The 2978-nt window shown below is 72.4% G+C and carries 5 protein-coding genes; 2 read left to right on the top strand and 3 right to left on the bottom strand.

Going from position 1 to position 2978, the window contains the following annotated elements:
• On the bottom strand, positions 1-500 hold a 500-nt coding region (locus ACWDX9_RS61935; RefSeq protein ID WP_449973220.1), incomplete at its 3' end, for a TetR/AcrR family transcriptional regulator.
• Positions 501-631: 131 nt separating this feature from the next.
• Between ACWDX9_RS61935 and ACWDX9_RS61930 the strand changes: the two genes are divergently transcribed.
• On the top strand, positions 632-1405 hold the full coding sequence (locus tag ACWDX9_RS61930; protein ID WP_449973219.1) for an SDR family NAD(P)-dependent oxidoreductase: 774 nt from the start codon (positions 632-634) through the stop codon (positions 1403-1405).
• A gap of 27 nt (positions 1406-1432) precedes the next feature.
• On the opposite strand, the gene ACWDX9_RS61925 is transcribed toward ACWDX9_RS61930, so the two are convergent.
• Positions 1433-1930: a hypothetical protein gene (locus ACWDX9_RS61925; protein ID WP_449973218.1), complete on the bottom strand. Its 498-nt coding sequence runs from the start codon at positions 1928-1930 to the stop codon at positions 1433-1435.
• Between the two features lie 86 nt (positions 1931-2016).
• Here ACWDX9_RS61925 and ACWDX9_RS61920 point away from each other — a divergent pair, with 86 nt between their 5' ends.
• Complete coding sequence (locus ACWDX9_RS61920; RefSeq protein ID WP_449973217.1) at positions 2017-2271, top strand: lanthionine synthetase LanC family protein; 255 nt, start codon at positions 2017-2019, stop codon at positions 2269-2271.
• On the opposite strand, the gene ACWDX9_RS61915 is transcribed toward ACWDX9_RS61920, so the two are convergent.
• Positions 2208-2978 (bottom strand): phosphopantetheine-binding protein (locus ACWDX9_RS61915; RefSeq protein ID WP_449973216.1); only part of this gene is annotated, 771 nt, incomplete at its 5' end. The two genes, ACWDX9_RS61920 and ACWDX9_RS61915, sit on opposite strands and share 64 nt — an antisense overlap.

Genomic DNA, 2978 nt, shown 5'->3' with positions numbered 1-2978 from the left:
TGGCGGTTGTCGCGCGGGGGGGCGTGGTTGGGGGCCACGGCGCTCTCCCCCATGGAGATGGCGAGCATCAGGTCGTCGACGTCGACGACGGGGTGGACGACGCCGGCCGCGCGGCCGGCGTCGAGGAGAGGCTCGAAGCAGGCCGCGATGCGGCGGGCATGCTCGATGAACCACTGCAGGTCGGCGCTGGACAGGACCTGGGCGAGGCCGCGGTTGTCCAGTTGCATGTCCAGGACGAAGTCGAACAACGTGACCGCGCCGTCCGGTTGTCCCCGCAGCCCGGCGGCATGGTGCTCGATCTGGGCGACGTTGTCGGCGAAGACCGTGGCCGCGAGCTCCTCGCGGGTGCCGAAGTTGCGGTAGATCGTAGTGCGGCTCACCCCGGCGACCCGGGCGATCTCCTCCAGCGCGACGTCGTGGCCGTGTTCGGCGAACATCCGCCGCGCCGCGGTGAGCAGCCGATCCCGGTTGCGGACGGCGTCCTTCCGTGTCACTGGCACCCGCTTTCCTGCACGGTCCAACCCTAACTTGCCACGAACCGTACAGGATTGTACGTTTAGCGGCGACAGAAACGTACACATGTGTACGGTTTGGGCGGCCATGAGATCGCCCCAGCCGATCGGAGCGGACAATGCGCGGTTTGAAGGACAAGGCGATCATCGTGGCCGGCGGGGCGACCGGCATCGGCGCGGCGACCGCGATCAGGCTCGCCGAGGAAGGCGCCGATGTCGTCGTCGGCGACGTCAACCTCTCCGGCGCGCAGGCCACCACCGCCAAGATCACCGAGGCCGGCGGTTCGGCGATCGCGGTGCGCTTCGACCTCGCCGACGAGGACTCCGTCAACGCGATGGTCGCCAGGACCGTCGAGGAGTTCGGCACCGTGCACGGCCTGTTCAACGTCGGCGCGGACCTGTCGCCGGGCACCCTCGGGCGTGACAGGTCGCTGCTCGACACCGATCTGGACGTGTGGGAACGCACTCTGGACGTCAACGTCCTGGGTTATGTCCGCACCGCTCGCGCCGTCCTGCCGCACCTGCTGGCCAACGGCGGCGGCAGCATCGTCAACTGCTCCTCCGGCGCCGCGGTCAGCGCCAGCGACCGCAAGCGCCCCGCCTACGGGGCCTCGAAGTCGGCGGTCAACGCGCTGACCCGGCACATCGCCGGGCGCTTCGGCCCCGAGGGCGTGCGCTGCAACGGCGTGATGCCCGGCCTGGTCATGGGCGAGACGCAGGCGGCGCAGAACGACGTCCAGCTCCAGAAGATGTTCCTGGAGCACGTTCCCACCACCCGGCTGGGCCGCCCGGCCGACCTGGCCGCGGTCGTGGCCTTCCTGCTGTCCGACGACGCCGAGTGGATCAACGGCCAGGTGTGGGCCATCGACGGCGGCGCGAACATGCGCGCCTGACCACCACGGCCCACCCCCCGCCTGCGATCAACGTGCGGTGGCCGAATCCCACATCAGCGGCGAGTCGTCGAAGACCACGGCGAGCTTGAGCCTCGTCCCCGCCTTGATCGCCTCCGGAAGGGTGACGCTGCCCTGCTGGGCCTGGCCGAAGGAGATCAGGCCGAGATCCGTAACCCTCCCGCCGGCCGTGAACGCGTAGCCGTGACCCGTCGTGTTCGCGTGCAGGGCCGTGCCGGCGGGATCCGACGCCATGGCGTCCAGCGGTACGGTCGCCCGCTCGCCGACGCCGTTCGCCCTGATCAGCCGCGGGGGCCGCCGGTCGCGCGTCAGGTCGTCGAGGGCCGGAGCCCGCTGGGCGAGCCGCCACTCCTGCGAGCCGTCCCCGGCCGCGTTCTGCAGGGTCAGCGGGGGGCGGGCGAGCTGCTCGCGGAGGACGCCTACGTACGCGCGGGCGTCGAGGCCATCCGTCACGAGCAGGAGAGCTTCGACACCGGCACGGGCACCTTCACGGAGCTGCGCGACCATTCCGCGATCGACCTTCCCGCCGACGCGCCGCCCACCACGTTCTGGTGCTACGGCGCGATGGGCCTCAGCCGGGTGCTGGCCTCCCGGTGGCTGCCGGGGTCACTCGCGCGGGCCGAGTCGACGCGGCCCTGGCGCTCACCAGGGCGCACGGCTTCGGGCGCGGCCAGTGCCTGTGCCACGGCGACTTCGGCAACCTCGAACTGCTCCTGCAGACGGCGCAGCTCAGGAACGATCCTGAGCTGCGCGCGGAAGCCGCCGGCCTGCCCGGGGTGACTCCTCAGCCCGCCTCGGCGCTGCCGTTGCCGTTGCCGTTTGAGGCGGACACCAGCCCGGCGATGTAGTCGGAGACCGCGGCGACGGTCGGTTGCCGCCACAGCAGGGTCGTCGGCAGCGAGCACCGGAACCGCTTCTCCAGCCGCCGCCGGACCACCACCGTCAGCACCGAGTCCAGCCCCTGCTCGACCAGCGGCCGGTACGGCGACAGGTCGGCAGGGGCCAGCCGCATCTCCTTGGCGATCTGCGCGCCGACCTCTTCGAGCAGGAACGCGCGCAGCTCCGCCGGTCCCAGGTCGGCGAGCGACTCGGCGGGCCGCACGCCGTCGGCGCCGTTCTCCGCGGGGGCCGGCACGTCGATCACCGGGTAGCGCAGTCCCGACAGCCAGCCGACGACGGCGCCGGCACCGTCGATCACCCGTACCTGCACCGTGTCGGCGCGCTCGGGGTCGAGCCACACCTCGATGTCCACCGTGCTCGGCGGCTCTCCGAGCGTGACCAGCCGATCGACGTGCGTCACCATGCGCAGCAGCGGATCGCCGGGGAACGCGCTCGGCGCCACCGACATCGCCGCGTCCAGGACGGGCGCCCACGTGGCGGACGGCCCGCACCGTACCCGGGCGCGCAGCGCGCCGTGGCCGCGCAGCAGCTCCTCGACCTGCCAGTCGAACCCGGTCTCCGGTACGCCGACCGCGGCGAGCCGCTGCCCCACCAGGCCCGGCTCCACCGGCGTGAGCGGCCGCGCCGGTGGCACGGGAGCCTCCCCCGGCGTCGC

The organism is Nonomuraea sp. NPDC003201 (genome assembly GCF_053590415.1).
The sequence above is the reverse complement of the archived record's forward strand: the minus strand, read 5'-3'. Positions and strand labels throughout refer to the sequence as shown.